Raw genomic sequence first — 23,489 nt, 5'->3', positions numbered from 1 at the left:
TGGCTTGTAAACCCGATTCTTTTACTTTGGAATTCGCGATTGCGAGAGCCCAAGGTTTTCCGACGAGAAATCCCAGACTTGCGCCGGCAGCTCGGCGATCACAACGCGGGCGGCGGCGGCGGGGTCGGGGGCTTGCCAGATCGGGCGGCCGACGACGATGTGGTCGGCCCCATCGGAAATGGCCTGATGCGGCGTGGCGATGCGCTTCTGGTCGCCGGAGGCGGCGCCGGCGGGGCGGACGCCGGGGGTGACGATGAGCTTGCCCCGCGCCTCCGGCAGGGCGCGGATCATCGCGGCTTCCTGCGGGCTGGCGATGACACCGTCGGCCCCGGCGGCAAGCGCGCGCGCGGCGCGTTCCAGGGTGATCTCATGGATGTCGCCGGGCCTGATCAGGTTCGCGTCAAGGTCGGCGCGGTCGAGCGAGGTGAGGATGGTGACGGCGAGGATCTTGAGGCCGGTGCCGCCCTTGCCGGTGGCGGCGGCGCTGACCACCTGCGGGTCGCCGTGGACGGTGAGGAAATCGAGGTCGTATTGCGCGAGACCGCGGACGGCGGCCTCGATGGTCGCGCCGATGTCGAAGAGCTTCATGTCGAGGAAGACGCGCTTGCCCTGTTCGTGCTTCAGCTCGTTCGCGAGGGCGAGGCCACCGCCGGTCAGCATGCCGAGGCCGATCTTGTAGAAGCCGGCGGCTTCGCCGATGCGGGAGACGAGGTCGAGGCCCTGCACCACGTTCGGCACGTCGAGGGCGACGATCAGGCGGTCATCTGCGGGCATGGCGATCTCCGGAGTTTTGGGCGGTTTGACGGGGCGGGGTCGGGCTGTCAAGACTGGCGCAAAAGGGGGGCGGGATGATCCTTGTGTTCGACATCGGCGGCAGCCGGATCAAGGCTGCGGTCTGGGATGGCACGCTGCGGCCCCTGGGCGAGCTGCCGACGCCTGCGGGGGACAAGGCGGGGTTCACTTCGGCGATTGCGGGGTTCGTGACCGGGCGCGAGAGGGGCATCGCCATCTCCATCGCAGGGGTGGTGGACCCGGCGACGGGCGAGGGGACGGTGGCCAATATCCCGGCGATCGACGGGCTGCGGCTGGGGCCGGAGTTGCAGGCGGCGGTGGGCTTGCCGGTCAAGGTGCTGAACGACGCGGATTGCTTTGCCCTGGCCGAGGCCGCGCGGGGCGCGGGGCGGGGGCAGGGCACCGTCTTGGGCGTGATCCTGGGCACCGGCGTCGGCGGCGGGCTGGTGATCGGCGGCAGGCTGGTGACCGGGGCGGGCGGCTATGCGGGGGAATGGGGGCACGGGCCGGTGATCAGGGGCGAATACGCCTTTGCCTGCGGCTGCGGTCAGGTCGGATGCGTGGACACCATCGGCGGGGCGCGCGGGCTCGAGCGGCTGCACAGGGCGCGGACGGGCGAGGCGCTGGGCGCGGAGGCGATCGTGGATCGCTGGCGGGCGGGCGACGGCGCGACGATGGAGCTGTGGCGCGAGCTGGTCTCGGGGCCCCTGGCGATGGCGGTGAACCTGGTCGGCGCGGATGTGGTGCCGGTGGGCGGAGGCCTGAGCCGCGCGCCGGGGCTGGTGGGTTGGCTGGACGAGGCGGTGCGGGCGCGGATCCTGCGGCGGACGGTCGTCCCGCTGGTGGTGCCGGCGGAATGCGGGGCGGATGCGGGTCTTCTGGGCGCGGCGATGGCGGGGCAGGCGGAATGGGGCTGAAGCTGGAGGTCTGCGTCGAGACGCTGGCCGGTCTTGACGCGGCGGTGGCGGGCGGCGCGGACCGGATCGAGCTGTGCTCGGCGCTGGCGCTGGGCGGGCTGACGCCCTCGGTCGGGATGATGCGGGCGGCGGCGCGGTGCGGGGTGCCGGTTCTGGCGATGATCCGGCCGAGGATAGGGGATTTCGTCTGGTCCGGGGCGGAGGTCCAGGCGATGGAGGCCGAGATTTCCGCCGCAAGCGAGGCCGGATTGGCGGGGGTGGTGCTGGGGGCGAGCCTGCCGGACGGGCGGCTGGACCTGCCGGTGCTGCGGCGGCTGGTGGCGGCGGCGCGGGCGGCAGGCGGGGACCGATTTCTTGCAAGAAATCGGGTCGGAGCCTTTGAAGGCTCCGGTCCGGAATCTTCGAAGATTCCGGCGCCGCTGGACCTGACGTTGCACCGCTGCTTCGACCTTGTGCCGGATCAGGGCGAGGCCTTGGAGCAGGCGGTGGCGCTGGGGTTTCGGCGGGTGCTGACCTCGGGCGGAGAGGCGACGGCGATTGCGGGGGCGGCCCGGATCGGGGAGCTGGCGGCGCAGGCGTCGGGTCGAATCGTGATCATGCCGGGGGCGGGGGTCACGGCACAGACCGCCCCGGTGCTTCTGGCGCAGGGGGTGCGGGAGCTGCATGGCTCTTGCACCGAGGATTTCCCGCTGGATGGCAAGGTTGTTGCGATGGGGTTCGGGCCAGCGGTGGAGCGTCGGACCAGTGCCGCGCGGGTTCGGGCCTTGAGGCAGGTGATGGAAGCGGCGGGCTGAACGCTTGCGGACAATGGAGGTAGCCGGTGCGGAGCGTGATCGAGACCTTCGAGCTGGCGACGGGCAAGGTGCGCGAGGTGCTGGCTCTCGAGGGCCGGATCGAGGCGCCGAACTGGGCGCCCTCGGGCGACTGGCTGCTGGTCAACGGGGTCGGGCGACTGTTCCGGGTTCCGTTGGACGCGCCTGCCCTGATTCCGATGGAGACGGGTGCGGCGATCCGGTGCAACAACGACCATGGCTTCAGCCCGGATGGAGGGACGATCTTCCTCGGCTCGCATCACGAGGGGCAGGGGGCGCAGATCTATCGGATGCCGGCGAAGGGGGGCGATCTGGCACGGGCCTCGCTCGAGGCGCCGAGCTGGTGGCACGGGATTTCGCCGGATGGGAAAACCCTGACCTATGTTGCGGCGCGCGGCGGCAGGCGGGTGATTGACGTCTACACGCTGAGGTCCGGCGCTGAGGAACAGCGGTTGACCCATGGCGAAGGTCAATCCGACGGGCCGGAGTTCAGCGCGGATGGCCGCCGGATCTATTACAACTGCGACCGGACGGGACAGGCGCAGATCTGGGTGATGGCGGCGGATGGCCGGGGGCAGCGCCAACTGTTCCGGGACGACTGCGTCAACTGGTTCCCGCATCCCTCGCCCGACGGGCGGCACCTTCTGTATCTTGCCTATCCGCCGGGGACCGAAGGACATCCGGCCGACTTGCCGGTGGCGCTGGTCCTGTGCGACCCCGAGGGCGGCCAGCGGCGGCGGGTGCGAGAGATCACGGGCGGCCAGGGGACGCTCAACGTGCCGTGCTGGGCGCCGGATGCCAGCGCCTTTGCCTATGTGCGCTACGAGATCTAGGCGAGGCGTGGCGTCGGAACCGGGCCGCGCGGGGCGGGCTCGGGATCGGGCTCGGGGAGGACGGCCTGCAGGATCGGCTGCAGGTGGCGCGGATCGCCCCAGACCGAGATGTAGACCTCGGGCGGGAAGCCGTTCGACAGGTGCTCGGGCATCAGGTCGATGATGCGGACCCTGAGCGGGTCGCCATGGGCGAGAGAGGGGGAGACGATCTCTTCGGCCAAGGGGCCGAGATGGCCGAGCAGCGCGGGGCGCAGGCGCGGGATCAGGCCGAGGAAGGGCTGGCGCACCCGGGCATAGACCCCGATCCGGCCGTCGCTCAGCCGGTCGAGCCAGGCGGCGTCGCCGATCGAGATGCCGGTGCGCGCGACATGGACGGTAAGCCCCTCGACCGGGGCCTTGTGGATCAGGGGGAGCTTTGCATCGGACATCGCGGGGGCCTTCCGGGTTCGGAATGTCCAGATGGACGGCGGCCGGGGTGGAAGGCAAGGCATTGCGGCCATGCGCATTCGGGATGGGCCGGGGCCCGCGCAAGGGGCAGGTGGGGATCGGCGGGGAAAGGCCGATCCATGTTAACGGGGCGGGTTCCCGCCGAGAGGGATTTTCCGGATGCCGGGGATTGCAAAGCCGCGGGCGCGCGCCCAAGTCAGCGGCAAGGCCCCATGCACCGAGCCGGAAGTCCGGGCGGCGCGACGGGGGTGCTTCACCAGAGGAGATTGCCGATGAATTTGGAGAAATTCACGGAGCGGTCGCGCGGGTTCCTTCAGGCCGCGCAGACCATCGCGATGCGGGAAAGCCACCAGCGCGTGCTGCCCGACCATCTGCTGAAGGCACTCATGGATGACGACCAGGGGCTGGCGGCGAACCTGATCCGCAAGGCGGGCGGCAGCCCCGAGCGGGTGAACGAGGCGGTCAATGCCGCGATCGCCAAGCTGCCCAAGGTCACCGGCGGCGATGCGCAGACCTATGTCGACCCGCAGCTGGTCCGCGTTCTGGACGAGGCGGAGACGGTCGCGAAGAAGGCCGGGGATTCCTTCGTTCCGGTGGAGCGCCTGCTGACGGCGCTGGCGCTGGTGAACACGCGCGCCAAGGATGCGCTGACGGCGGGGGCGGTGACGGCCCAGGGGCTGAATGCGGCGATCAACGAGGTCCGCAAGGGGCGGACGGCGGATTCGGCCTCGTCGGAAGACACGATGGAGGCGTTGAAGAAATATGCGCGCGACCTGACGGAAAGCGCCCGTGAGGGGAAGATCGACCCGATCATCGGCCGCGACGAGGAGATTCGCCGCGCGATGCAGGTGCTGTCGCGGCGCACCAAGAACAACCCGGTGCTGATCGGCGAGCCGGGCGTCGGCAAGACCGCCATCGCCGAGGGGCTTGCGCTGCGCATCGTGAACGGCGACGTGCCGGAGAGCCTGAAGAACAAGAAGCTGATGGCGCTGGACATGGGCGCGCTGATCGCCGGGGCCAAGTATCGCGGCGAGTTCGAGGAGCGGCTGAAGGCCATTCTGAAGGAGATCGAGGCGGCGGCGGGGGAGATCATCCTCTTCATCGACGAGATGCACACGCTGGTCGGCGCCGGGAAATCCGAAGGCGCGATGGATGCGGCGAACCTGATCAAGCCGGCCCTGGCGCGGGGCGAGTTGCACTGCATCGGCGCCACCACGCTGGACGAATACCGCAAGCATGTGGAGAAGGACGCGGCGCTGGCCCGTCGCTTCCAGCCGGTCTTCGTCGAGGAGCCGACGGTGGAGGACACGATCTCCATCCTGCGCGGGATCAAGGAGAAGTACGAGCTGCACCACGGGGTGCGGATCGCGGACTCGGCGCTGGTCGCGGCGGCGACGCTTTCCCACCGCTATATCACCGACCGTTTCCTGCCGGACAAGGCCATCGACCTGGTGGACGAGGCGGCCTCGCGTCTGCGGATGGAGGTGGATTCCAAGCCCGAGGAGCTGGACGCGCTGGACCGGCAGATCCTGCAGTTCCAGATCGAGGCCGAGGCGCTGAAGAAGGAGGACGATGCGGCGTCGAAGGACCGGCTGGAGAAGCTGGAGAAGGAGCTGGCCGACCTGCAGGAGAAATCCTCGGAGCTGACGGCGAAATGGCAGAACGAGCGGGCTTCGCTTGAAGCGGCGCGGGGGCTGAAGGAACAGCTGGACGTGGCGCGCGCGGAGCTCGAGGGCGCCAAGCGCGAGGGCAATTTCGCCAAGGCGGGCGAGCTTCAGTATGGTCGTATCCCGGCGCTGGAGAAGGACCTGGCCGAGGCGGAAGCCAAGGAAGGCCAGGCGCTGGTGGCCGAGGCGGTGCGCCCCGAGCAGATCGCCGAGGTGGTGGAACGCTGGACCGGCATCCCGACCACCAAGATGCTGGAAGGCGAGAAGGAGAAGCTTCTCAAGATGGAGGAGGAGCTTGGCCGTCGCGTCGTGGGCCAGCGGGCCGCGGTGGAAGCCGTGTCGCGGGCGGTGCGCCGTTCGCGCGCCGGGCTGTCGGACGAGAACCGGCCGCTGGGGTCGTTCCTGTTCCTCGGCCCGACCGGCGTGGGCAAGACGGAACTGACCAAGGCGCTGGCGGAATACCTGTTCGACGACGACAGCGCGATGGTCCGCATCGACATGTCGGAGTTCATGGAGAAGCACTCCGTCTCGCGGCTGATCGGCGCGCCTCCGGGCTATGTCGGCTATGACGAGGGCGGGGTCTTGACCGAGGCTGTCCGCCGCCGTCCGTATCAGGTCGTGCTGTTCGACGAGGTCGAAAAGGCCCATCCGGACGTGTTCAACGTGCTCTTGCAGGTGCTGGACGACGGGCGGCTGACCGACGGGCAGGGCCGGACGGTGGACTTCAAGCAGACGCTGATCATCCTGACCTCGAACCTCGGGGCGCGGGCGTTGTCGGAACTGCCGGAAGGTGCGGATGCCAGCGCGGCGCGGGCCGAGGTGATGGAAGCGGTCCGGGCGCATTTCCGGCCGGAGTTCCTGAACCGGCTGGACGAGCAGATCATCTTCGACCGGCTGAACCGGGCGGATATGGGCGGCATCGTCGAGATCCAGCTGCGCCGACTGGAGCAGCGGCTGGAGCAGCGGAAGATCACCCTGGATCTGGATGCGACGGCCAAGGCCTGGCTGGCGGACGAGGGCTATGACCCGGTGTTCGGCGCGCGGCCCTTGAAGCGGGTGATCCAGCGACAGCTGCAGGACCCGCTGGCCGAGATGCTGCTGGCCGGGGAAATCCTGGACGGCAGCGTGATCCGCGTCACCGCCGGACCGGAAGGCCTGATCATTGGCGACCGGGTGGTCGAAAGCCGGCGCGAGCGGCCGGCTCAGGCGGTGGTGCACTGATCTTCAGGGCGGCCCGGGCAAACCCCGGGCCGTCTGCTTTCGGCCGGATGAAAATCTTTTGGATCTGACGGGAACCGATCCGGGATCCGGACGTTCTTGCGGGGAGTGGCGGCCATCGGCCGCCGGTTTTCAATCCGGACCCCGCCAATGACCCGTGACGGCGACAAGCAGACCGACCAGAAGCCCGAGGCGATCGAGCCTGCGCGGGTCTGGGAGATGATCGACAGGATCGACATCGCGATGCTGGTCACCTGTTCCGACCAGGGGATGCGCGGGCGGCCGATGTCCACCATCCCGAAGCCAGACCGGGGGCTGGTCTATGTGCTGACAGAAAGCACCTCGGATGCGGCCAAGGATGTCCGGGTGAATGGCTCGGTCTTCCTGTCGTTTCAGGGGCGGGGCGACCATGTGGCCCTGCACGGGCAGGCCACGGTGGATTCCGACAAGGAGCTGGTCAGGGAATTGTGGTCGCCGGGGGCCAAGGTCTTCTGGCCCGAGGGGCCGGAGGCGCATGACGTGGTCGCGCTGGTGATCGACCCGGACCATGCCGATGTCTGGGACGGACACGGGCTGTTGCGGGGAATTGCGAATATCGTTCGTGGCGCAGTGGAAGGACGCTCTCCCGATCTGGGGACGAGAGGGCGGGCCGACCTCTGATTGCCATGGAAGGGGCGGAACTTCGGTTCCGCCCCGACTTTCTCAGGCGGGCCGGGCGGGGGACTGTCCGGCCTTTTCCGTGGGCGAAGGTCGGTCGAAGGCGGCCGAAAGCACCGCCTCCATGCCCCGGACCACGAAATCGGCGCCGGCCGGCTCTGGCAGGGGGCCGTCCTCGGGCGGCCAGAGCGCCAGGCCGATGCGGATACCAGGCAGGCGGCGGCGGAGCTGGCGGAGCTGGAAATCCACCGAACGCGGCAGGCTGGCGTCCAGCGAGACGAGGACCAGCGTCTGGGGATCGAGGTCCCCGAGCGCGCGCGGCATCAGCGAGCGATGCGGCACCGCGCGCGACTCGGCTCCTTCGGCGCGCAGGGCTTGCGAGAGCATCTGTGCGGCCGCGTCGTCCAGCCCGGTGCGTGCCCCCATGACCGCGATGCGCTTGCCCAGCCCGTCAAGCACGCCATTCGACACCAGCGGCGCGGCCTCCGCCCCCTCGGCGGGAGCCTCGGCGGCCGAGGCGAGCTCGTCCTCGACCACGGCTTCAAGGTCCTCGGTCAGGCTCCAGGCGGAATGGGCGATGCGGTTGGTCTGGTAGTCGGAGAGAAGGCCCGCCTCATGGTCGGCCTGGGCCAGCGCCAGTGCCGGGATGGCACTGCGGTCGTAGTAGTCGGCCAGATAGTTCTGCGCGGTCGAGGCGGTCGCGGCCTCGGTGAAGGCGAAGGAATGGCCGGCGAGGAGGCGGTCGTAGAGGCGCGCGGATTCGGCCAGGACGGGCTGGTCGCCAAGCATGATCGGGAAGAGGCGCAGGCTGGGGACATGGTGGCCGACGACGACGAGGCAGACGGTCAGCGGTGTGGCCATGATCAGCCCGACCGGACCCCAGAGCCAGGTCCAGAACATCGCCGAGACGATGACGGCCAGCGGCGAGAGGCCGGTGCGCTGGCCGTAGAACCAGGGCTCGATGAAATTCGAGGTGGTGAACTCCACGACCAGGAACAGCGCCCCGGTCCAGAGCACCAGCGACCAGTCGGGCGAGACGGCGAAGGCCATGAGAAGCGGCAGAAGCGCCGAGATCGCCGAGCCGATATAGGGTACGAAGCGCATCACCAGCGTCACGAGACCGAAGAACAGCGCGTTGGGCACGCCGATCAGCCAGAGGCCGAGCCAGATCGGCACGGCATAGATCACGTTCACCACCAGCTGGGCGAAGAGATAGGTCGAGACCCGCGCCCCGGCCTCGGCCAGGAGGCGTGAGGTGGCGAGGATGTTGGTCCCTCCGATCAGCTGCACCAGCCGGTCGCGCAGCGCGCCGCGTTCGAGGAGGGCGAAGATGGCGACGACGAAGATCAGGCCGAAGATCCCCACCGGGGTCATGGCGGGCAGGATGACTCCGGTCAGCCAGTCCTTCAGGCCAGTGTGCTCGACCACCTCGACCTTCATCGCGGCGTCGTCGGTGACGGCGCTTTCGGCGGCGAGGCGGTCCGAGATCCGCTCGACCAAGCCCTGGAGGTGCGAGATGATGCGGCTGTCCTTGCCGGCGTCGAGCAGCGAATCGATCTTGGTCAGGACGTTGCCCTGATATTGCGGCAGATTAGAGCCGATCTGGCTGATCTGGAAGGCGAGGATCAGGACGAAGGCCCCGACCAGCGTGGCGGCGGAAAGCACGGTGAGCACGATCGCGACGGTGTCGCGCAGGCCGCGGTGGCGCAGGGCGTTGACCACGGGGGTCAGGATGAAGGCGATCAGCATGCCGAGCGCCAGGGGCAGGAACAGGTCCTTGGCGACGTAAAGGATGGCGCAGACCACGGTGATGGTGGCAAGCGTCCGCAGCGAGGCGACCGAGGTCGCGCCGGGCGGGGGATCGGGGGAAAAGGGAAGCGTGAGGTCGTTCGGCGCGGCCGGTTCTTCTGGCATCCTGATCCCCATGCGCTGGTCCCTGTCCGCCCGACAACGGCGCTGGCCCACCCCGGTTCCCGGCGTGGAACCTGTGGGCCCCGAGGGAACCGGGGGCCGTCCTTGGGGTTTGCCCCATGCCCGGACGGGAGGACGAGCCATGAGCCATGCAACGGTGACCCTGCTGAACGAGGCGGCGCTGGATTTGCCGCTGGACCAGTTGCGCCGTGCCGACGGCGCGGTGGTGATCGTGGCCGGAAGCTCTCTGGTGCGGATGACGCTGGCCGAGCTTTCCCTGCCCGGCGCGCAGATGATCTGGACCGATTTCCGGCAAAGCGCCTCGCTGCGGCATCTGCATGGCGTGATCCGCGATCTGGGCGGGCTCGATCGGCTGGTGCTGGCCGGAAACGCGCAGGATGGCGAGGCGATGTTCTCGCTGATGTGCGCGATCCTGACCTTCCTGCCGTCCTTGCGCCGCAAGCCGGGGTCGGAGGTGGTGCTGGCGATCCAGGAGGGGCCGGCGCTGGAATCGCTGCGGGCCTTCCTGCAACGGCTGGACGGGCGGATGGCGCAGGACCGGATCCGGGTGCTGTTGCAGATCCAGCCGCAGCGGCCGACCCAGCCGGTCGCCGCCTGATCCTATGAGACATGATCGCTCGTGAAAGAAGCGCGGCCGAAAGGATCGTGCATGAAAAAGGGGCTGCAACCGAAGCTGCAGCCCCAGATCGAGAGGTGACGGCAGGGAAGGACCGTCGCCCCTCGGGGGGTCGGCTCAGCGGCGGAGCGCGCCGCGGAACAGCGAGATGACGAACAGCACCAGGAAGATGAAGAACAGGATCTGCGCGATCCCGGCCGAGGTGCCCGCGATGCCGCCAAAGCCAAGGACGCCGGCGATGATCGCGATGATCAGGAATGTGACTGCCCAACTGAGCATGGGATTTCTCCTTTGGTCAGGGCGCGGGGAAGCCGCGCAGGATGACGTTTTGCGACTCAACACCCGCTCGGGGGCCAAGGTTCCGCCGGGGCAGGAAAAAGTTTGCGGCAGGCGGGGGCTGGCCGACCGGGTGCGGGGGTGGGGCAGCGGACGGGAACCGATCCGGCGGCTTTCGCATTGTCAGATCGTGACGCACAGCCGCCGGACCCTGGCGCCGTGCATGGACCTTACCCCGGAAATTTCAGGAGATCTGCCATGAACGGGACCTACAAGAAATCAGACGACCAGTCGGAAGGCTCGGGCAGCAACCTGGCCCAGTCGCTGGCCGAAACCGCGAGCGAGGGCGGCGCCGCCGCGATGGAGAAGGCGGGCGACGTCATGGACGCAGGCAAGCGCAAGCTGGACGGCCTGAAGGACAGCGCCTCGGAGGCGATGGACGAGGGCCGGTCGCGCCTGAAGGATGCCAAGGAGGCGATCGTCTCGGGTGCGGGATCGACCCTTGCGGCGGTCAAGGACGTCGCGGTGGAAAAGGCCGATACGGCGCGTGAGACGCTTTCGGACGTGGGCGAGCGGCTGGCGGCGACGCTGCAACGCTCGGCCGACGGCGAGGACGGCGATGCGCTGAAGTCGAAGGTGCTGAGCAGCGTGGCGCAGGGGCTGACGCAGGCCTCGGACGTGCTGCGGCAGCGGTCGGTCTCGGATCTGACGGCGGACGTGCGCGAGATGGCGCGGCGGCATCCGGGGGCCTTCATGGCGGCCGCGGCCGTAGTGGGTTTTGCGGCGGCGCGCTTCGTGCGGTCTTCGGCGCACCGCCGGATGGCCGAGCATGACCGTCACCAGGGGCCGCGAGTCTGATGCCGGGCCCGGCGGAAAGCACCGAGCCCACGGGCACGCTGTTGTCCGATGTGGTCACGGGTCTGGGGCGTCTGGTCAAGGGCGAGCTGATGCTGGCCAGGGCCGAGGCGGGCGCGGGTCTGCGGATGGCCGTGGGTGGGTTGGTCAAGATCGTGCTGGCGGCGATCCTGGCGCTGGTCGGGCTGAACGTCCTGGCCGGTGCCGCCGTCGCCGCTCTGGCCGAGGCCGGTCTTGGGGCGGGCTGGGCGGCGCTGATCGTGGGGCTGGCGCTGTGCGTGCTGGCCCTTGTGCTGGCGCTGGCCGGGCGCGCGGCGCTGCGGCTGCGGGGTCTATGGCCCGACCGGGCGCTGCGCGGGGTTCGGCGCGATGCCGAAGCGGTGCGCGCCGCCATAAGCGAGGAAGGAGTGCGACATGTCTGACGTGGATTGCCATGAGATCGAACGCGAACTGGAGCGCGACCGGATGCAACTGGCGAGGTCCCTGTCCGAGTTGCATGACCGGCTGACCCCTTCGGCGCTGGTCGAACAGGGCAAGGAGGCGCTGGCCGCGCAGGCCGCGCCTCTGCTGTCACGGCTGGACCATGCGATACGGGCGCAGCCCCTTGTCGCGGCGGTGGCGGGCGTGGCGCTGGCGGCGCTGATCCTGGGCCGGCATCGGCAGACGGCGGAGAGGCATCCCCGTCCGCCCGAGAAGTTCGAGGCCCTCACCCGCTGGGAGGACGAGGGCGGCCCGCCGCTGGCCGAGCCGGTCGATCCCGAGGAGGAGTGGCTGACCCGGGCCAAGGGGTTGCGCGCCCGCGCGGCCGATCTGCTGCGGCAGATCGACCATGCGGCGCGGCACGGCCTGACCCCGGCGGCGGAGCTGGCCAAGCATCGGGCCGCGGTGATGGGCGCCTTCGCGCGCGACACGGGCGCGGCGCTGGGGCACGGGCTGGAGGGGCTGACCGAAGCCGCCCGGGCCGAGGCGCTGGAGGCGCGGGAGCGGGTCTACACCGCCAGCGTGGCCGCGACCGCCAAGGGGCGCGAGGTTGTCGAGACCTACCCGCTTGCCGCAGGCATGGCCATGGCGGCGGCGGGGGCGGCGGTGGCCTGCATGTTCCCCCCGACCGAACTGGAGGACCGGCTGATGGGCGATGCCCGCGACCAGCTGGTCGATGACGCCAAGGCCGCCGCGCGGGCCGAGGTCACCAGGGCCAGCGACTTGGCGCAGGAGCTGAAGTCGGCGATGGGCCGCGACATCGAGCGCGCGCGGTTGGTGCTGCGTCCCGAACATGCCTGGCGCGGGACCGACGTCCGGCACTGATCCATCCGGCAAATTCATGCGGCCGGTCCCCGAAACAGGGGGCCGGCCGCAATCGTCTCAGACGGCGATATGGGGGAAGGTCACCTCGACCGCCGAGCGGTTGTCTGCGGAGCGGATCGCCACCTTGCCACGCAGTTGCGCGGCGAACTGAAGCAGCATCCGGCGCGGCAGGGCGGCGATCCCGCTCAGGGTCTCGGGCAGGAACTCGGGCACGATCGGGCCTTCGACCTTGAGGCAGATCTCCCCGTCCTTTTCCCGAAACGAGATGTCCACGCCTTCGCTGGCGACCGAGCGGGCGTGGAAATGGCAGCCGATGATCTCGGCAAGGGCCATGGCAAGGGGAACCGCGGCCTCGACCGGCATCCGGACGGGATCGAAATGCTTGCGCGCCACGCCAAGGGCGACGCCGTGGATTTCCTTGAGCCGCCGCACGACGCCGGCCAGGATCTCGTCCATCGGCACGTCGCGGCGGCCGGTCATGCTGTAAAGGCTGCTGTGGGTGGACGACAGCGCGATCACGCGGTTGATCAGGCCGTCGAGGATCGCCCGCACCTCGTCGTCCCGGCTTTCGCGGCGATACATCCGCATCACCGAGGCGATGATCTGCAGGCTGTTGCCGTTGCGGTGGTTCACCTCGCGCAGGAGGACGTCCTTGTCCACGATCAGGTTCTGAAGCTCGGCCTCCTCGTGCTCGATGGTGCGGATCAGCTGTTCGTAGACGGCGTGCAGGCGCTGGATTTCGGCAGGCGCGTCGGTGATGTCGGGCACCATGATGCGGCTGCGGGTCGCCATGTAGTCGGACATCGAGCGCGACAGGGCGCGGACATGGCGCACGACAAGGTGGCTGGAGGCGAAGCTGGCGGCGACAAGCGCGGCCAGCCAGGTGAGCACAGGCAGCAGATAGGGCGCCACCCAGCTGGCAGGGCTGAGAATACCGGCGCTTTCGCGCTGCCAGATCGAAAGCAGGTAAAGGTCGCGGGCGACGGAAGTGACGGAGAGGATGCGGCTGGCACCCTCGTCCTCAAGCAGGGCGGGCTTGCCGGCGCGTTCGGCAAGCGAGGCGGCGGTCACGCCGGGGGGAAGGGCGGAGGCCAGGTCGCGGCCGGGATCGGAGCCGATGAGAAGCGTGCCGTCGCCCCGGATCGTGGCAAGATAGACCGGCTGCCAGAGCGCGACGGGATCGGCATAGGCCTGCGGCGCGACCGAGAAATAGGGAAGCGAGATCGACACGATCCCGGTCTGGGCACCCTGCCGGTCGAAGACCGGATGCGTCACGGCGACGACGGCGGTGTCAGAGACCTCCCCATGCGGGTTGTACATGACCATCGGCTCGGGCCGGGAGATCGCGGTGCGGAAATGCGCGCTGGTGCCGAAGTCGTGGACAGCGCCGGTCGAGGAGCAGCTCATCAGGCCGGACATCGGCAGATAGGCGACCAGGGCCGCGCTGGGCAGACCGTCGTTCACGGCCTTTGCCCGGTCCGAGCAGGAGCCGTGTTCACTGAGCGTGATGGAGAGGGCGGCCGCCATTACCCGGGCCGAGATCCGGGCGTCGTTGATCAGGTCGATCTGCTCTTGCACCGCCTTGAGCGAGGCCCCGGCCACGCCTTCCAGGGTGGAGGCGACCATCTCGTTCTGGGCGGACTGGGTCTGGACGACGGAGAGAACGCCAAGCGGCATCAGCGCCAGGACCAGCGTGCTGCCCAAGCGGAAGCCCAAGGTGCTTTTCGCGAGTCTGCCCGCCCTTGCCAATGTCAACGCGCACCCGAAGCGGCGCGCAAGACGACCGCCTGGGTGGGCCCGTCGGTGCCCGAGAACAGATTCTCGCCTTCGGCCAGGTGCAGGATTTCGGCCAGGCGCTTGCGGGCGCGGCTGGCGCGGCTTTTCACCGTGCCGATGGCAACTCCCATCATCTCGGCCGCCTCCTCACAGGAAAAGCCCGAGGCCCCTACCAGGATGAGAACTTCGCGATGCTCGGGCGAGAGCATGTCGAAGGCGCGCTGGAAATCCTTGAACGCGAGGCGCGAGTCATGCGCGGGCTTCTCGGCCAGGGCGGCGGCGTGGACGCCGTCGGTGTCCTGCACCTCGCGCCGGGTCTTGCGCAGGGCGGAATAGAAGGTGTTGCGCAGGATGGTGAAAAGCCAGGCGTCCAGGTTGGTCCGGGGATCGAACTTGTCCATGTTCGACCATGCTTTCAGAATCGTGTCCTGCACAAGGTCGTCGGCCTGGGTCACGTCGCGGGCCAGGCTGATCGCGAAGGCGCGCAGCCGAGGGATCGCGCCCGCCAGCCGGTCGCGCGGGTCTTCGGGGACATCGGTGCTTCCGGTCATGACCTTCCGCCATCCTTCCCACCGTCCTTCGCGGCCTCGCGCGCCTTGAGCTGCAACAGAAGCTCTCGGAACCGCTCGGGAAGCTCTTCGTCCAGGGCCGAGGTATAGACACGCTTCAGATTCTCGTCGATCTGTGCCCGTATCGCCTGCCTTTTGGGGACATCTTCGTCCTTTTCTCTCGTCATATCGCTCTGCTTCCCACTCACTCGTGATGGACGAACGCCTTCAACATACACATGGTTCCAAGGCGGAGCCGAAATTTGCCGATCCATCCGCCCCTGTGGAACCGAAGCCACGGTGGAGCGTTGGCCCTGCGACGCATAGCGAAAATGACGAGGGAGAGTTTGTACATGCTCGCACAGGACACGGTGGATCTTTCGGCAACCGTTGCCCGCCATCTACCCTATCTGCGCCGCTATTCCCGTGCATTGACCGGAAACCAGACCAGCGGCGACCGCTATGCCGTGGCGGTGCTGGAGGCTGTCGTCGCCGAGCCGGCCCTTCTGGCGCAGCATGACGACCCCAGGGTCGCGCTGTTCGCCGTATTCCATTCGGTCTGGTCCAGTTCCGGCGCCCCGGTGGCCGAGGCCGAGGGCGGGCTGGCAAGCGCCGCCCAGGCGCATCTGGCGCGGCTGACCCACAATTCGCGCGAGGCGCTGCTTCTGAACACGATCGAGGGTTTCGATCTGGACCAGGTCGCGGCGATCATGGGGATCGACGAGGCCGAGGCGAAGCATCTGGTCGAGACCGCGATCCGCGAGATGGAAGACTCGGTCCGCGGCTCGGTGCTGGTGATCGAGGACGAGGCGATCATCGCCATGGACATCGCCGCGATCGTCGAGGGGATGGGGCACCGGGTCACCGACAATGCCCGCACCCATGCGGAGGCGGTGAAGATGGCGGCGGCCGAGCGGCCGGAGTTGATCCTGGCGGATATCCAGCTGGCCGACAATTCCTCGGGCGTCGAGGCGGTGAACGAGATCCTGGCCCAGTTCGGCGATATTCCGGTGATCTTCATCACCGCCTTCCCCGAACGGCTTCTGACAGGGGAAAGGCCCGAACCGGCCTTCCTGATCAACAAGCCCTATACCGAGGAGCAGGTCCGCTCGGCTGTCAGTCAGGCGATGTTCTTCTCGTCGACCGACAGTCTGCGCCCCTGACCCGATGGGATGGCGGAGCCGGACTCCGTCGCGCCCGTTGCAGGCCGGGTCGCGGTGCTGGTCACCGCGGCCGAAGCCTATCCCGCGCTGGAGCGGGCTTTCCTGAGCGCCGAAAGCGAGATCCTGGCCGGGTTCCGCGTCTTCGACCTGAAGACCCGGCTGCGCTCGGCCGAAGGGCTGGCGGTGGGACGGACCTGGTTCGAGCTGGTGATCCACACCCTGCGGCGGGGGGTGCGGGTGACGGTTATCCTGTCGGATTTCGATCCCGTCGCGCGGCCCCGGCTGCACCGGGCGACCTGGCGGACGGTCAGGATGTTCTGGGCGGCGGCCGAACTTGCCGGGCCGGGCGCGTGGCTGCAGGTGATCCCGGCGATGCATTCGGCGGTGGCGGGGATCGGGCCGCGGCTCTTGTTCTGGCCGCTGGTCCTGTCGCGGCTTGCGCGCCTGAGCCGCTGGCTGCGCCGGCAACTCCCGCCCCGCCGCCTGGCTGCGCTGCGCGAGATGCCGGGGGTGCGGCGCCTGCTGGCCGGGCCGCTGGAGCACAGGCCCCGGCCCAGGGTCCTGGCGGTGCCGGTGCTGCATCCCGCGACGCATCACCAGAAGCTGGCGGTCATCGACGGGCGGCGGCTTTACATCGGCGGGCTGGATCTGGACGAAAGGTTCTACGACACGCCCGAGCACGAACTGCCGGGACACGAGACCTGGCATGACGTGCAACTGATGATCGAGGGGCCGGTGGCCGGGGATGCGAAAGCACATCTGGAAGGTTTTCTCTCGACGGTGGCGGGGACGGCCGACCCGCTGCCCGCCCCGCCCTGGCGCGAGGGGGTACGCTTTGTCCGCACGCTCTCGCGCCGGCGCTTGCGCTGGGCGGGGCGGCAGATCGCGCCCGAGCCCCTGGTGGCCGAGATCGAGGCGGCGCATCACGAGGCCATCGGGCGGGCGCGGCGGCTGATCTATGTCGAGACGCAGTATTTCCGCGACCGCCGCCTTGCCCGCCACCTTGCCGGAGAGGCGCGGCGGAACCCGGAGCTGAGGATGATCCTGATCCTGCCCGCCGCGCCGGATGACGTGGCTTTCGATGGCTCGACCCGGCTGGACGCGCGGCTGGGCGAGTTCCTGCAGGCGCAGGCCTTGCGGATCCTGCGGAAGGGATTCGGTCGGCGGCTGTTCATCGGCGGGGCGGCGCAGCGCCGCAGGACCAGGGTAGGCGGCCGGGCGCAGCTGAAGGGCGCGCCGCTGGTCTATATCCATGCCAAGGTCAGCATCTTCGACGACTGGCGGGCGATCGTCTCCTCGGCCAACCTGAACGGGCGCTCGCTGCGCTGGGATACCGAGGCGGGGCTGGTGATCGACCGGCCGGAGGAAGTGGTCGCGCTGCGGCGGCGATTGATGGAGCACTGGCTGCCGTCGGGGGCGGGCGAGGATTTCTTCGATCCGGATAGGGCGCTGATGGCCTGGCGGGCGCTGGCGGCGCGGAACGCGAGACTGCCGCCCGCGCGGCGGCGGGGCTTCATCCTGCCTTATGACCCGAAATCGGCCGAGGATTTCGGCCGCGCTTTCCCTCTGGTTCCCGACGAGATGGTTTGAGCCTTGCGCGCTTTCCCGCCCAAGGGCGCCCGGACCGCGGAAACCGGCCGGAACCCGCCGGATGCGGGGACGTTGATCCCCGGTACAAGCGGCGAAAGACCTGCCGCATCACAGACACAGGAGAGTCCCGTGAAAACTCTGCTTCTTACAACCGCCATGGCGGCCGGCCTTGCCTATCCTGCGCTGGCCCAGACCTCTCAGTTCCAGACCGAGGCCGCAGGGCCCGCGGTTGCGGCTTCGGACATGATCGGCGCGCGGATCTATGCCAGCGAGGCCGCCGTTGACGCCGACGCCTATAACGGCGTGCAGGAGGGCTGGAACGACATCGGCGAAGTGAACGACATCATTCTGGGCCGTGACGGCAGCGTCGATGCGGTGCTGGTCGATATCGGCGGCTTCCTGGGAATCGGCGAGCGCCAGGTCGCGGTCGACATGGCGGCCCTGCGCTTTGTCCAGGACGACGCCACGGATGCGGACGACTGGTTCCTGGTGATGCAGGCCGACCGCGCCGCCCTGGACACCGCGCCGGAATGGGTTGTGCCGGGCGCTGCGGCCACGACTGACACCACGGCCGACACCACCGCCGCGACCGATGAGGCTGCCGCCGCTGACGCTGCGAACGCGGACGCCGCCAACGCCGATGCGACGGCCGACACCAATACCGACGCCAACGCCGGCGCCGAGCCTGCTCCCGACGCCGATGCGGCGGCTGCGGCCGATGCGACTGCGGCGGGTGACACCGCGACCACCCCGCCGGGGGCGGTCACCCTGCCCGAGGGCTATGTCGCCGTCGAGCGCGAGACGCTGACCGCCGAGATGCTGACCGGGGCGAATGTGCGCGACACCTCCGACAATTCGATTGCCGAGATCTCGGATCTGGTGCTGACGGGCGAAGGCCAGGTGACCGACGTGGTGCTGGACGTGGGCGGCTTCCTGGGGATCGGCGCCAAGGCCGTGGCCATCCCGCTGGATCGGCTGACCGTGGCCCAGGGCAGCGGCGGCGACCTGGCGATCTGGGTCGACATGACCAAGGAAGAACTTGAGGCGCTGCCCGAATTCAAGAAGGAGTGAGCGCGCCCCCGCGACCTAGGACGGCCCGCGCCGGGCGGCGCGGGCCGTCCTTCATTGTGCGGCCATCTGCTCGGGCGCGGCCGCGCCGACCGCAGGCTTGAGCGGAAAGCGCAACAGGATCCGCAATCCCGCAGCATGGAAGTCGCGGGTCAGTGTGCCGGAAAGCTCTCCCTTCAGGCTGGCGTCGATCAGGCGCGAGCCGAAGCCGGGGGGCGGGGCTCCGGCTTCGGGGGTCGCGGCGAAGCGTTCGCCCCAGTCCACCGTCACCTCTTCGGCCCCGTCCGGGCCGGGGCCCAGGGACCAGGCGATGCGCAGGCCCTTCCCCTCGGGCGTGAGGCCGCCGTATTTCATCGCATTCGTCACCAGCTCATGCGCGACCATGGCGAAGGCATGGGCCTGCCGCTCGTCCAGCCGCACGACCGGGCCTTCCATGAGATGCTCGACCTGGTCGGTGTCGAGGCCCTGACGGAGCTCCGTCCGCAGGATGGAGCGGACGTCGGCCTGGGGCACGGCGGTGCCGGCGAGGATCTCCTGCACGGCGGCCATGGCCTGAAGCCGGGCGTCGAAAGCATCGGTGAAAGCCTTCACGTCCGTGGCTCCGCGCGCGCTTTGCCGGGCGATGGACTGGATCCTTGCGATATGATTCTTGATCCGGTGCTTCATCTCGTTGAGGAGAAGCCCGCGGTATTCCGCCTCGCGCCGGGCGGCGGCGGCCAGGGCGCGGACCTGCTCGGCCTCGTTCTGGCGGGCGCTGACGGCGGCGGCGGCGGCCCCGGCAAAGAGGAACGAGATCACCCCGACCAGGAGGCTGCCGATGTTGCGGCGCCAGGGGGCGGGCGGATAAAGTTCCCGCACCGTGAAGGACCATTGCCGGCCCGCAAGCTCGACCGCGCGCTGCAGGACGAGGCCCTGGCCGAGCGGCTTGTCGGGGCTGGTATAGATCGGCCGGTCGGGCGCCTCGGTGTCGGTGACGGTGACGGCAACCGGAAGCGGCGGACCGGCCGCCAGAGCGGCGCGCACGAGATCGCCGCCGCGGAAGGGGGCATAGACGAAGCCGGAGGTGGGAGTATCCGGGCCGGTGCCGAAGGCGAGATAGATCAGGAAGCCGGTCTGCTTGTCCTGGGTGATTTCCTGCACGAGCTCGACCGGGCCGCTCATCTGCGGCAGGCCGCTGACGATGGCCCGGCCCATCGCGGCGCGACGGGTCGGATCGACATACATGTCATAGCCCAGTGCGACGAGATTGCGGTCCGTGACGGGGCCCAGCATCACGATCGGAGTGCGCCAGGGTTCGGTCGTGGGCGGGCGGACCTGGACGTCGACGCGGTAACGCGCCTCGATCTCTGCCTCGACGGCGGGGGAGTTGGCGGTCGGGATCAACCGGGCGAATCCGAGACCCTGCACGCCGCCCAGCTCGTTGATCGTGTCGATGGTCGCCATGAAACGGTCGAAGGCCAGGCGGTTCAGCTCGCCCTCCTGCGCCGCGATGAGGCCACGGGTGGCCTGCAGCAGGACGACGTGCTTTTCGATCCGCGTCACGACACGGTCGACGGCCAGGTCGGCGGAGGCTTCGAAATCGGTGCGGTCCCGCTGGCTTTCGACGACATGGACGGCCCAGACCAGCCCGGCGCCGACGGCCGTCGCGGCAAGGAACACGAACACGGGCAGCGGGCCGGGCCTGCGTCGCATCATGTCCTGCCCGGTGTCGCGGCGGGGGGGTCAGTAACGGGATACATTCTGTCTGCGACTCGTCTCAACAATGCCCGGAGGGAGCCGTTCCCCGATCGGTATCCTGCCTCCTAATGAATGCAGCTGCAACCCAGACGGGATGCAGCTGCGATCGGTTCGTGGATGAGGTGTCACTTCAGCCGGGACACGACGCCGTCGGCAAAGGTCTCGACCAGCCGGTTGTAGGCGCCGGTGGTGTCGGTGGACAGGAGAAGGAACGTGCCCTCGGGCAGGACGATCTGGGCGTTCTCCAACGAGACGCTGAGTTCGTAGGCGTCGAAGTTCGAGTTGTCGGTGTCGTCCTTGATGTTCACCTGACCCACCAGGACCGCATCGCCCAGGTTCAGCTCGCGGTCGAAGGCGCTGGCCAGTTCGACCTCGCGGATGTCGACCAGGATCTCGGCCCCGGTGTCGGCCACCCGGTCGGTGACGCGGGCGGCGATGGCGTTCTCGAGGTCGGTTTCCAGATTGGCCCAGAAGGCTGCGGCCTTCTCGTTTCCGATCGCGGTCAGGTCGGCGGTCACGTCGATCTTCGCGATCTGGTCGACGGCAGCGAAGGCAGAGGTCGAAAGGACGGCCACCACGGCGGTGGCGGCAAGGGTTTTCATGCGAAACATGGTCTGTCTCCCGAAATGGTGCCGGATCGGCAGTTCGGAGACACAACGCCGCCGGGAAACACGGGTTCCCGGCGGCGGAGGCAAGCGATCAGCCCTCGGGCGGCAGGATCACCGAGTCGATGACGTGGATGACGCCGTTCGACGCCTCGACATCCGGCGAGGAGATCACCGCGCCGTTGACCTTCGGGCCGCCTTCAAGGGTGACGGTGACATTGGCGCCCTGCACGGTGGCGGCGGTCATGCCTTCGGTCAGGTCGGTCGACATCACCTTGCCGGGGACGACATGGTAGGTCAGGACGGCAACGAGCTTGTCCTTGTTCTCGGGCTTCAGCAGATCCTCGACCGTGCCGGCCGGCAGGGCGGCAAAGGCCGCATCGGTGGGTGCGAAGACGGTGAACGGGCCTTCGCCCTTCAACGTCCCGACCAGGCCGGCGGCCTCCAGCGCGGTGGCCAGCGTGGTGAAGCTGCCGGCGGCGACGGCGGTGTCGACGATGTCCTTGGCGTGGTCGTCGGCGATGACGGGCATCGCGAAGGCGGAGGCGGTCAGGGCGAGAACGGTTCTGCGGATCATCTGGTCACTCCTGTCATGATCGGTTTGCCGTCATTGGCGCGGCAGATAGGGACGAGAGGCACCATCGGATCACCCGAAAATCCTTGTAAGCCGCCCTTGCCGGACGGGGTCGTCGCGCTAAGCCGCGGCCTTCCGGGACGGCAATTCAAATGGAAGTGAAGCCGGAGGGGGATGTTTCAGTCGATTGCCGAGGACGTGACCGGGATTGCTTTGCCTTTCCCGCCGACCGGCGCATCATTGTTCCCACGTTCAGGAGGTGCCATGACCCGCAAGCTTGCCTGGTCCGACGTGACCCCGAAACCGCTCTGGCTGAACCGCCGCCAGTTGATCGCCGGCACGGCCGCCCTGGCCGCGACGCCTGCGCTGGGGCGGATCGAGGCGGCGGCGAGCCGCTATTCCACCGACGCGGCCCCGAACACGCTGGAGGAGATCACCGGCTATAACAACTTCTACGAATTCGGCACCGGCAAGGAGGACCCCGCGCGCTACGCGGGTGGCCTGACCATCGATCCCTGGGCGGTGCAGATCGACGGCATGGTGGAGCGGCCCGGCAGCTATGATCTAGCCGACGTGGTGAAAGGCCAGCCGCTGGAGGAGCGCATCTACCGCTTCCGCTGCGTCGAGGCCTGGTCGATGGTCGTGCCCTGGATCGGGTTCCAGCTCTCGGGCCTTCTGGAGCGGGTGGGCGTGCAGCCCGGCGCGAAGTTCGTGGCCTTCGAGACCCTGCTCCGCCCCGAGGAGATGCCGGGCCAGTCCTCGCCCTTCATCGAATGGCCCTACCGCGAGGGGCTGCGTCTGGATGAGGCGATGCATCCGCTGACGATTCTTGCGACCGGGCTTTATGGCGAGGCGATGCCAAGGCAGAACGGCGCGCCGATCCGGCTGGTGGTTCCGTGGAAGTACGGATTCAAGTCGATCAAGTCGATCGTGCGGATCTCGCTGGTGGACCGGATGCCGCCGACGACCTGGAACATGCTTCAGCCGCAGGAATACGGCTTCTATGCCAATGTGAACCCGAAGGTGGATCACCCGCGCTGGAGCCAGGCCAGCGAGCGCCGGGTCGGCGCGGGAATTTTCGCGGGCCGCGAGGATACGCTGATGTTCAACGGCTATGAGGCCGAGGTCGCGAGCCTGTATTCCGGGCAGGACCTGGCGGTGGACTATTGATGGAGCGGCTGAACGGTCTGGCCCGGCGCCTGCCGACCTGGGTGGTCTATGGCTTGGGGCTGCTGCCGCTTTTGCTGCTGCTCTGGGGTGCGGTGGCCGGAGGCCTGGGGGTCGAGCCGGTGAAGGCGATCGAGCATCGACTGGGTGAGTTGGGGCTGCAGTTCCTCCTGGCCTCGCTGGCGATCACGCCATTGCGCCGGGCCGGGCTGAACCTGATCCGCTTCCGCCGGGCGCTGGGGCTGCTCGCCTTCTTCTACATCTCCCTGCATCTGGTGGCTTGGGTCTGGCTGGACATGGGCCTGCGCTGGACCGAGATGGCGGCGGATCTGGTGAAGCGGCCCTATGTGATTCTGGGCATGGCGGGTTTCGCGGCGCTGATTCCCCTGGCCCTGACCTCCAGCAATGCCGCGATCCGGCGGCTGGGACCGCAGGCCTGGGGGCGTCTGCACCGTCTGGCCTATGGCGCGATTCTGGCCGGGCTGCTGCATCTGGCACTGCTTTCCAAGGTCTGGACCGGGGAGATTCTCCTCTATTGGGCGCTTGGGACCCTGCTTTTGGGCCTGCGCCTTGTTCCCCGCCGCCGCTCTCGCCGCAGCGCAGCGGCCTGAGGGAAAGGAAGTTGCGCCGGTCAGGGCTCCATTGTGGCCTTTCTTGCGCCAACCCCAAGATTTTGCGGTCTTTTCCGGTCGTGAGAAGTTTTTTGCAGGATTCCGTTTTTTCCCTCTTGCGGGTTTTGGTTGGTATTCGTAAATACCGCCTCACCGAAGCGGAGACGCGGCGGCGACGGGCGGAAGCGGCGGGATACGGCGCTGAGGTTCGGAAAATCTGGAGGCAAGGCGCGAGGGATACGCCAGGTAGCTGGTGTATCGCAAGTTTTTTGTCTGCGGGTAGCTCTTTGAAAATTGGATGAATGAAGGGATATGCGGGCGGT

At 68.6% G+C, this 23,489-nt stretch carries 25 protein-coding genes; 14 read left to right on the top strand and 11 right to left on the bottom strand.

Features of this window, described 5'->3' with window-relative positions; genetic code table 11:
* Window positions 1-21 precede the first annotated feature (21 nt).
* Window positions 22-774, bottom strand: coding sequence for an orotidine-5'-phosphate decarboxylase (pyrF, locus tag I7S92_RS08535; RefSeq protein ID WP_197643081.1), 753 nt, complete (start codon window positions 772-774; stop codon window positions 22-24).
* 74 nt (window positions 775-848) lie between these two features.
* Between pyrF and I7S92_RS08530 the strand changes: the two genes are divergently transcribed.
* From I7S92_RS08530 to I7S92_RS08520, 3 genes are read left to right on the top strand one after another with little or no spacing between them, the layout of a single operon-like run.
* On the top strand, window positions 849-1,709 hold the full coding sequence (locus I7S92_RS08530) for an ROK family protein (protein ID WP_197643080.1): 861 nt from the start codon (window positions 849-851) through the stop codon (window positions 1,707-1,709).
* A complete protein-coding gene (locus tag I7S92_RS08525; RefSeq protein ID WP_197643079.1) occupies window positions 1,700-2,503 on the top strand; it encodes a copper homeostasis protein CutC in 804 nt (267 codons plus the stop codon). Before I7S92_RS08530 ends, I7S92_RS08525 begins: the two co-directional genes overlap by 10 nt.
* A 26-nt stretch (window positions 2,504-2,529) precedes the next feature.
* Entirely contained in the window at window positions 2,530-3,354 is an 825-nt protein-coding gene (locus tag I7S92_RS08520; RefSeq protein WP_354001317.1) for a TolB family protein, read from the top strand.
* Here the strand turns inward: I7S92_RS08520 and I7S92_RS08515 are convergent.
* Window positions 3,351-3,782, bottom strand: coding sequence for a hypothetical protein (locus I7S92_RS08515; protein ID WP_197643078.1), 432 nt, complete (start codon window positions 3,780-3,782; stop codon window positions 3,351-3,353). The genes I7S92_RS08520 and I7S92_RS08515 overlap by 4 nt on opposite strands.
* 291 nt (window positions 3,783-4,073) lie before the next feature.
* On the opposite strand from I7S92_RS08515, the gene clpB reads away from it, so the two are divergent.
* Together clpB and I7S92_RS08505 are read left to right on the top strand one after the other, a co-directional pair.
* A complete protein-coding gene (gene clpB, locus I7S92_RS08510) occupies window positions 4,074-6,689 on the top strand; it encodes an ATP-dependent chaperone ClpB (protein WP_197643077.1) in 2,616 nt (871 codons plus the stop codon).
* A 147-nt stretch (window positions 6,690-6,836) separates the two neighbouring features.
* Window positions 6,837-7,346 (top strand): pyridoxamine 5'-phosphate oxidase family protein, encoded by a 510-nt coding sequence (locus I7S92_RS08505; protein ID WP_197643076.1) that lies wholly within the window; start codon window positions 6,837-6,839, stop codon window positions 7,344-7,346.
* Window positions 7,347-7,388: 42 nt separating this feature from the next.
* Here I7S92_RS08505 and I7S92_RS08500 read toward each other — a convergent pair whose 3' ends face one another.
* Window positions 7,389-9,257 (bottom strand): AI-2E family transporter, encoded by a 1,869-nt coding sequence (locus tag I7S92_RS08500; protein ID WP_197643075.1) that lies wholly within the window; start codon window positions 9,255-9,257, stop codon window positions 7,389-7,391.
* A gap of 139 nt (window positions 9,258-9,396) precedes the next feature.
* On the opposite strand from I7S92_RS08500, the gene I7S92_RS08495 reads away from it, so the two are divergent.
* Entirely contained in the window at window positions 9,397-9,873 is a 477-nt protein-coding gene (locus I7S92_RS08495; protein WP_197643074.1) for a hypothetical protein, read from the top strand.
* Between the two features lie 135 nt (window positions 9,874-10,008).
* Here the strand turns inward: I7S92_RS08495 and I7S92_RS08490 are convergent, their stop codons facing one another.
* Window positions 10,009-10,170 (bottom strand): DUF1328 domain-containing protein, encoded by a 162-nt coding sequence (locus I7S92_RS08490; RefSeq protein WP_103257696.1) that lies wholly within the window; start codon window positions 10,168-10,170, stop codon window positions 10,009-10,011.
* Window positions 10,171-10,425: 255 nt separating this feature from the next.
* Here I7S92_RS08490 and I7S92_RS08485 point away from each other — a divergent pair, with 255 nt between their 5' ends.
* The 3 genes from I7S92_RS08485 to I7S92_RS08475 are packed head-to-tail and all read left to right on the top strand — an operon-like array spanning window position 10,426 to window position 12,327.
* Entirely contained in the window at window positions 10,426-11,025 is a 600-nt protein-coding gene (locus I7S92_RS08485; RefSeq protein WP_197643073.1) for a hypothetical protein, read from the top strand.
* Entirely contained in the window at window positions 11,025-11,444 is a 420-nt protein-coding gene (locus I7S92_RS08480) for a phage holin family protein (protein WP_197643072.1), read from the top strand. The genes I7S92_RS08485 and I7S92_RS08480 overlap by 1 nt, the downstream gene beginning before the upstream one ends.
* Window positions 11,437-12,327 carry a DUF3618 domain-containing protein gene (locus tag I7S92_RS08475; RefSeq protein WP_197643071.1) on the top strand — a complete coding sequence of 297 codons (891 nt, stop codon included), beginning with the start codon at window positions 11,437-11,439 and terminating at the stop codon, window positions 12,325-12,327. Before I7S92_RS08480 ends, I7S92_RS08475 begins: the two co-directional genes overlap by 8 nt.
* Before the next feature lie 57 nt (window positions 12,328-12,384).
* Here the strand turns inward: I7S92_RS08475 and I7S92_RS08470 are convergent, their stop codons facing one another.
* From I7S92_RS08470 to I7S92_RS08460, 3 genes are read right to left on the bottom strand one after another with little or no spacing between them, the layout of a single operon-like run.
* Window positions 12,385-14,043: a sensor histidine kinase gene (locus I7S92_RS08470; protein ID WP_197643070.1), complete on the bottom strand. Its 1,659-nt coding sequence runs from the start codon at window positions 14,041-14,043 to the stop codon at window positions 12,385-12,387.
* Window positions 14,044-14,078: 35 nt separating this feature from the next.
* A complete protein-coding gene (locus tag I7S92_RS08465; RefSeq protein WP_197643069.1) occupies window positions 14,079-14,654 on the bottom strand; it encodes an RNA polymerase sigma factor in 576 nt (191 codons plus the stop codon).
* Window positions 14,651-14,839 carry a NepR family anti-sigma factor gene (locus I7S92_RS08460; RefSeq protein ID WP_197643068.1) on the bottom strand — a complete coding sequence of 63 codons (189 nt, stop codon included), beginning with the start codon at window positions 14,837-14,839 and terminating at the stop codon, window positions 14,651-14,653. The genes I7S92_RS08465 and I7S92_RS08460 overlap by 4 nt, the downstream gene beginning before the upstream one ends.
* A gap of 165 nt (window positions 14,840-15,004) precedes the next feature.
* Here I7S92_RS08460 and I7S92_RS08455 point away from each other — a divergent pair, with 165 nt between their 5' ends.
* The 3 genes from I7S92_RS08455 (at window position 15,005) to I7S92_RS08445 (ending at window position 18,475) form a co-directional block, all read left to right on the top strand.
* On the top strand, window positions 15,005-15,814 hold the full coding sequence (locus I7S92_RS08455) for a response regulator (protein WP_206761038.1): 810 nt from the start codon (window positions 15,005-15,007) through the stop codon (window positions 15,812-15,814).
* 9 nt (window positions 15,815-15,823) lie between these two features.
* The gene (locus I7S92_RS08450) at window positions 15,824-17,404 is read left to right on the top strand and encodes a phospholipase D family protein (protein WP_197643067.1); all 1,581 of its coding nucleotides are present in this window, start codon (window positions 15,824-15,826) and stop codon (window positions 17,402-17,404) included.
* Between the two features lie 129 nt (window positions 17,405-17,533).
* A complete protein-coding gene (locus I7S92_RS08445; RefSeq protein WP_197643066.1) occupies window positions 17,534-18,475 on the top strand; it encodes a PRC-barrel domain-containing protein in 942 nt (313 codons plus the stop codon).
* Window positions 18,476-18,526: 51 nt separating this feature from the next.
* Here the strand turns inward: I7S92_RS08445 and I7S92_RS08440 are convergent, their stop codons facing one another.
* The 3 genes from I7S92_RS08440 to I7S92_RS08430 all read right to left on the bottom strand — a co-directional run bounded on the left by I7S92_RS08440 (window position 18,527) and on the right by I7S92_RS08430 (window position 21,391).
* Window positions 18,527-20,167, bottom strand: coding sequence for a CHASE domain-containing protein (locus I7S92_RS08440; RefSeq protein ID WP_197643065.1), 1,641 nt, complete (start codon window positions 20,165-20,167; stop codon window positions 18,527-18,529).
* A gap of 167 nt (window positions 20,168-20,334) precedes the next feature.
* Window positions 20,335-20,820, bottom strand: coding sequence for a hypothetical protein (locus I7S92_RS08435; RefSeq protein ID WP_197643064.1), 486 nt, complete (start codon window positions 20,818-20,820; stop codon window positions 20,335-20,337).
* An 88-nt stretch (window positions 20,821-20,908) separates the two neighbouring features.
* Entirely contained in the window at window positions 20,909-21,391 is a 483-nt protein-coding gene (locus I7S92_RS08430; protein WP_197643063.1) for a fasciclin domain-containing protein, read from the bottom strand.
* Window positions 21,392-21,652: 261 nt separating this feature from the next.
* On the opposite strand from I7S92_RS08430, the gene msrP reads away from it, so the two are divergent.
* Both msrP and msrQ read left to right on the top strand, forming a co-directional pair.
* Window positions 21,653-22,558, top strand: coding sequence for a protein-methionine-sulfoxide reductase catalytic subunit MsrP (msrP, locus tag I7S92_RS08425; protein ID WP_197643062.1), 906 nt, complete (start codon window positions 21,653-21,655; stop codon window positions 22,556-22,558).
* A complete protein-coding gene (gene msrQ, locus I7S92_RS08420; RefSeq protein WP_197643061.1) occupies window positions 22,558-23,166 on the top strand; it encodes a protein-methionine-sulfoxide reductase heme-binding subunit MsrQ in 609 nt (202 codons plus the stop codon). Before msrP ends, msrQ begins: the two co-directional genes overlap by 1 nt.
* A 20-nt stretch (window positions 23,167-23,186) precedes the next feature.
* Here msrQ and I7S92_RS23040 read toward each other — a convergent pair.
* Window positions 23,187-23,489 (bottom strand): hypothetical protein (locus I7S92_RS23040; RefSeq protein ID WP_206761037.1); only part of this gene is annotated, 303 nt, incomplete at its 5' end.

It is taken from the genome of Tabrizicola soli (assembly GCF_015999335.1).
Lineage (GTDB): Bacteria > Pseudomonadota > Alphaproteobacteria > Rhodobacterales > Rhodobacteraceae > Tabrizicola > Tabrizicola soli.
This window is presented reverse-complemented; position numbering and strand designations above follow the sequence as displayed.